Source organism: Streptomyces sp. NRRL WC-3618, assembly GCF_001280005.1.
Taxonomy (GTDB): domain Bacteria; phylum Actinomycetota; class Actinomycetes; order Streptomycetales; family Streptomycetaceae; genus Streptomyces.
Map to the genome: position 1 here is coordinate 1 of NZ_LGDW01000146.1, position 5,574 is coordinate 5,574.

Here is a 5,574-nt window from a genome sequence, read left to right on the forward strand (position 1 = left end):
GCCCCGGCCAGGCACCGCCCCCACCACCGCCCCCGGGCCCCGGCTGGGGCGACACCCCTCCTGGCGCCCCCGGAGGGTACGGCGGATACGGCCCGGCCGGCGGCCACCCCGGCTGGGGCGGCAACTGGGGCGGCCCCCCCCCCGCGGCCAAGCCCGGCGTGATCCCGCTGCGCCCCCTCGGCGTCGGTGAGATCCTCGACGGCGCCGTCTCCACCATGCGCGCCCACTGGCGCACCGTGCTGGGTATCTCGCTCACCGTCGCGGTCGTCACGGAGATCGTCGCCGTCCTCCTCCAGGGATACGTGCTGAACAACAGCACGAGCGCCGACACCCTCAAGAACCCGAGCGCGAGCCTCGACGAACTGACCCGCGCCATGGGCGACGCCCTGCTCAGCTCCGGCGTCCTCTTCGTGATCTCCCTGATCGGCACCGTCATCGCGACGGCCCTGCTCACGACCGTGACCAGCCGCGCCGTGCTCGGCAAAACAGTGACCACCGGCGAGGCCTGGCGGGACGCCCGCCCCCAGGTCCCCAAGCTCTTCGGCCTCATCCTCCTCCTGCTGCTCACCGTCATCGCGATCATGGCCGTCGGCCTCGCCCCGGGCCTCCTCGTGGCCCTCTCCGCCTCGGAAGGCGGCGGCGCGGCACTCGCCATCGTTGGCCTCTTCGGAGCGAGCTTCGTCGCGCTGTGGCTGATAATCCGCTTCTCCCTCGCCTCGCCGGCACTGATGCTGGAGAAGCAGAGCATCGTGAAGTCGATCACCCGATCCGCGAAACTCGTCCGCGGCGCCTGGTGGCGAGTCCTCGGCATCCAGCTGCTCGCCGGGATCATCGCGGGCATCGTCTCGGCCATCGTCGTCGTCCCGTTCACCTTCATCGGTGCGGCCCTGGCCGGGAACGGCATCAGCGACCTCTTCAACGGCACGGGCGGCTACAGCTGGACGTTCCTGATCGTCAGCGGCATCGGCTCGGTGCTCGGCTCCACGGTCACCCTCCCCATCACAGCGGGCGTGACCGTGCTCCTCTACATCGACCAGCGCATCCGCCGCGAGGCCCTCGACCTCGACCTGGCCCGCGCGGCAGGCGTCCAGGACCCCGGCTCCGGCACGCCGGGCGCCACCCCGGGGAGCTGATGCGGTGAGCCCGACGGGGGGATCATTCACCACGGTGCCGGCCATGGCGCACACCACCGAAGCAGCCGTACGAGCCCTGCTGCGGGCCGGCGACACCGCCGTACTGTCACTGGCGGCCGACGACCCGCCACTGACGATCCCGCGTGATCCCGCGCGGGAGGCAGCCCGGCGGGAGCTGTCCAAGCGCATGTACCACGAGAGCGACCCCGGCCTCTTCCAACGAGCCATGGACGCCTTCTGGGACTGGCTCGGCAAGCTGTTCAACACGGCCTCCACCGCGACCCCCGGAGGAGCCGTCGGACTCGTGGTGGTCCTCCTCGCCGTCATCGCCGTGATCGGCGCCCTGTGGTGGCGCCTCGGCACCCCACGCACCGGCCCCACCTCCTCCGCCGTGCTCTTCGACGACCGCCCCCGCAGCGCCGCCGAACACCGCGCCGCCGCCGAAGCACACGCCGTCCAGGGCCACTGGAACCAGGCCGTCCAGGAACGCATGCGCGCCGTCGTCCGCTCCCTCGAGGAACGCGCCCTGCTCGACTCCCGCCCCGGCCGCACCGCCGACGAGGCGGCAGCGGAAGCGGGCCACACCCTGCCGGCACACACCGACCGCCTGCGCACCGCGGCACGCGACTTCGACGACGTGACGTACGGCGGACGCACCGCCTCCCCGCAGACGTACCGCCGGCTCACAGAACTCGACAGCGACCTGGAGCGCACGAAACCGGCCCTCACGAACAGCCACAGCACCCCCAGCACGGCCCACAACGCCCGCCAGGGAGCCGCCGAATGAGCACCGAGGCCACCCCCCTGCTCCCCGCTTCCACCTCGACCTCGCCCACCGCCCGCCAGGTGTGGACCCGCACGCGAGGAGTCGCACTCGGCGTCGTCCTCCTCCTCGTGGGTGCCGTCACGATCGCAGTGATCAGCTCCGGCACCGAGCACGGCAGCCTCGACCCGCGTTCCACCGACCCTCAAGGCAGTCGTGCCGTCGCCACGCTGCTCGCCGACCGGGGCGTGTCCACGCGCGTGGTCACCACCCTCGCCCAGGCGAGCGCGGCGGCCGGCGCCGGCACGACCCTCCTGATCGCGGTCCCCGACCTGCTGACCGACCGTCAACAGGAGCAACTGCACACGGCGACGGCGAGCTCCGGCGGACGCACCGTCCTGATCGCCCCCAGCAGCCCGTCCGTCGGAACACTCGCCCCCGGTGTCACCGCCGACCCCGCGATCAGCTTCGACTCGAAGCTGTCCCCGAACTGCGAACTGCCCGCCGCCCAACGCGCGGGCACCGCGGACACGGGCGGTTTCCGCTACGACACCACCGCCCCCGGCGCCGACGCGTGCTACCCCAGCAAGGGCGTCCCCACCCTCGTACGCGTCCCCGCGGCCGGCGGAAACGGCGACACCGTCGTGCTCGGCGCACCCGACATTCTCTACAACGACCGTCTCGACGAGCACGGCAACGCCTCGCTCGCCCTCCAACTGCTCGGTTCCCGCCCCCACTTGGTCTGGTACCTCCCCTCGCTCTCCGACGACTCGCTCACCGACTCGGGCGAACGCGGCTTCTTCGACCTGCTCCCCTCGGGCTGGCTCTGGGGCACCCTGCAACTCTTCGTCGCCGCAGCCCTGGCCGCCCTCTGGCGGGCACGCCGACTCGGCCCCCTCGTCCCCGAACGTCTCCCCGTGGCGATCCGCGCCTCCGAAACCGTCGAAGGCCGCGCCCGCCTCTACCGCAAGACCAACGCCCGCGAGCGCGCGGCAGGCGCTCTTCGCTCCACGACCCGCACTCGCCTCGCCCCCCTGGTAGGCGTCCCCGTTACCCAGGCACACACGCCCGAGTCCTTGCTCCCCGCCCTGTCCACCCAGCTCCAGAACCACAGCGGCGGACAGGCCCTGCACTCCCTCCTCTTCGGCCCGCCGCCCGGCGACGACGCCGCCCTCATCTCCCTCGCCGACCAGCTCGACGCCCTCGAAAGAGAGGTACGCCGTCCATGATGGACCCGACCACTGACAACGCCGGGACCACCGGGGACCCGGGCACCGCCCGGGCCTCTCTGGAAGCCCTGCGCGCCGAGATCGCGAAAGCTGTGGTCGGCCAGGACCCCGCCGTGACCGGCCTCGTCGTCGCCCTCCTCTGCCGCGGACACGTTCTCCTTGAAGGAGTCCCTGGAGTGGCCAAAACGTTGCTCGTCCGGGCCCTCGCATCCGCACTCGAACTCGACACCAAGCGAGTCCAGTTCACTCCGGACCTGATGCCGAGCGACATCACCGGCTCCCTCGTCTACGACACGCGCACCGCAGAGTTCTCCTTCCAGCCGGGCCCGGTCTTCACCAACCTCCTCCTCGCGGACGAAATCAACCGCACACCCCCGAAGACCCAGTCGTCCCTCCTGGAAGCCATGGAGGAACGCCAGGTCACGGTCGACGGCACCCCACGCCCCCTCCCCGACCCGTTCCTGGTCGCGGCGACCCAGAACCCGGTCGAGTACGAGGGCACGTACCCCCTCCCCGAAGCCCAGCTGGACCGTTTCCTCCTCAAGCTCACCATCCCCCTCCCCTCCCGCCAGGACGAGATCGACGTCCTGACCCGCCACGCCGAGGGCTTCAACCCGCGCGACCTGCACGCCGCCGGCATACGCCCCGTGGCAGGCCCGGCGGACCTCGAAGCAGCCCGCGCCGCAGTCGCCAAGACGGCCATCTCCCCCGAGATCACCGCCTATGTGGTGGACATCTGCCGCGCGACCCGCGAATCCCCGTCCTTCACGCTCGGCGTCTCCCCCCGAGGCGCCACCGCCCTCCTCGCGACGTCCCGCGCCTGGGCCTGGCTGACAGGCCGCGACTACGTCATCCCCGACGACGTCAAAGCACTCGCCCTGCCCACCCTCCGCCACCGCGTGCAACTCCGCCCGGAGGCCGAGATGGAGGGCGTGACGGCCGACTCGGTCATCAACGCGATCCTCGCCCACGTCCCCGTCCCCCGCTGATGCCACTCACCGGCCGCGCCGCCCTCCTGGCGGCCCTCGGCTCGATCCCCGTCGGCCTCCTGGACCCCGGCTGGACAGGCCTCCTCGCCGTCAACGGTCCCCTGGCGCTCGCGTGCGCCTGCGACTACGCCCTGGCAGCGCCGGTACGCCGCCTCGGCCTCGCCCGCTCCGGCGACACATCGGCACGCCTGGGCGAATCAGCGGACGTCACGCTCACGGTGACCAACCCGTCCGCCCGCCTGCTCCGCGCTCGCCTCCGCGACGCCTGGCCACCTAGCAGCTGGCAGTCCGGCACGGAGGTGGAGGCTTCCCGCCACCGCCTGACGGTCCCCGCCGGCGAACGCCGCCGCGCCACCACCCGCCTGCGGCCCACCCGCCGAGGCGACCGCCAGGCCGACCGCGTAACAATCCGCTCGTACGGCCCGCTGGGCCTCTTCGCCCGCCAGGGCAGCCACCAAGTCCCCTGGACGGTACGCGTCCTGCCCCCGTTCACCAGCCGCAAGCACCTCCCCTCGAAGCTCGCCCGCCTGCGCGAACTCGACGGCCGCACCAGCGTCCTGACCCGCGGCGAAGGCACAGAATTCGACAGCCTGCGCGAGTACGTCCCCGGCGACGACACCCGTTCCATCGACTGGCGCGCCACAGCCCGCCAGACCACGGTCGCCGTACGCACCTGGCGCCCCGAGCGCGACCGCCACATCGTCCTGGTCCTCGATACCGGCCGTACGTCGGCGGGCCGCGTGGGCGACGTCCCCCGCCTGGACGCCTCCATGGACGCGGCCCTCCTCCTGGCAGCCCTGGCCTCCCGCGCCGGCGACCGCGTGGACCTCCTCGCGTACGACCGCCGAGTACGCGCCCTGGTCCAGGGCCGTGCCGCAGCCGACGTCCTCCCGTCCCTGGTCAACGCGATGGCCACCCTGGAACCCGAACTCATCGAAACCGACGCCCGCAGCCTCACGGCCACCGCCCTCCGTACGGCCCCCAGACGCTCCCTGATCGTCTTGCTCACGAGCCTCGACACGGCCCCCATCGAAGAGGGCCTTCTCCCCGTCCTCCCCCAACTGACCCAGCGCCACACAGTCCTCCTGGCCTCGGTGGCGGACCCGCACATCGCAAGAATGGCAGCGTCCCGAGGAAACACAGAAGCGGTGTACGAGGCCGCGTCCGCCGCCCAAGCACAAGCGGAACGCCATCGAACCGCCGAACAGCTCCGCCGCCACGGCGTCACGGTTGTCGACGCGACTCCGGATGACCTGGCGCCGGCGCTGGCGGACGCCTATCTGGCCCTGAAAGCCGCCGGACGCCTCTGAATGGTGTCTCTCCTCAAGGGAGAGACACCATTTCCAATGGCCCGGAAACACAAAAAGCACGCAAAAAAGCCCCGTACCGGTAACCCGGTACGGGGCTTCTCGTAATATTTGTTCGGCGGCGTCCTACTCTCCCACAGGGTCCCCCCTGCA

The 5,574-nt window shown here is 71.8% G+C and carries 5 protein-coding genes; all 5 read left to right on the top strand.

Annotated features, from left to right (window positions below):
• On the top strand, nucleotides 1–1,133 hold a 1,133-nt coding region (locus tag ADL01_RS16685), incomplete at its 5' end, for a glycerophosphoryl diester phosphodiesterase membrane domain-containing protein (RefSeq protein ID WP_053742793.1).
• A gap of 43 nt (nucleotides 1,134–1,176) precedes the next feature.
• On the top strand, nucleotides 1,177–1,920 hold the full coding sequence (locus ADL01_RS16690; RefSeq protein WP_053742789.1) for a DUF4129 domain-containing protein: 744 nt from the start codon (nucleotides 1,177–1,179) through the stop codon (nucleotides 1,918–1,920).
• Complete coding sequence (locus ADL01_RS16695; RefSeq protein ID WP_053742790.1) at nucleotides 1,917–3,125, top strand: DUF4350 domain-containing protein; 1,209 nt, start codon at nucleotides 1,917–1,919, stop codon at nucleotides 3,123–3,125. The genes ADL01_RS16690 and ADL01_RS16695 overlap by 4 nt, the downstream gene beginning before the upstream one ends.
• A complete protein-coding gene (locus tag ADL01_RS16700) occupies nucleotides 3,125–4,114 on the top strand; it encodes an AAA family ATPase (RefSeq protein WP_107090910.1) in 990 nt (329 codons plus the stop codon). Before ADL01_RS16695 ends, ADL01_RS16700 begins: the two co-directional genes overlap by 1 nt.
• Nucleotides 4,114–5,424: a DUF58 domain-containing protein gene (locus tag ADL01_RS16705; protein WP_053742792.1), complete on the top strand. Its 1,311-nt coding sequence runs from the start codon at nucleotides 4,114–4,116 to the stop codon at nucleotides 5,422–5,424. Before ADL01_RS16700 ends, ADL01_RS16705 begins: the two co-directional genes overlap by 1 nt.
• The last annotated feature ends 150 nt before the right edge of the window (nucleotides 5,425–5,574 follow it).

Bases quoted from the DNA above. Each gene is read 5' to 3' on its own strand.
- ADL01_RS16700 (WP_107090910.1), top strand. From the start codon at position 3,125: ATGGACCCGACCACTGACAACGCCGGGACCACCGGGGACCCGGGCACC.
- ADL01_RS16705 (WP_053742792.1), top strand. From the start codon at position 4,114: ATGCCACTCACCGGCCGCGCCGCCCTCCTGGCGGCCCTCGGCTCGATC.
- ADL01_RS16695 (WP_053742790.1), top strand. From the start codon at position 1,917: ATGAGCACCGAGGCCACCCCCCTGCTCCCCGCTTCCACCTCGACCTCG.
- ADL01_RS16690 (WP_053742789.1), top strand. From the start codon at position 1,177: ATGGCGCACACCACCGAAGCAGCCGTACGAGCCCTGCTGCGGGCCGGC.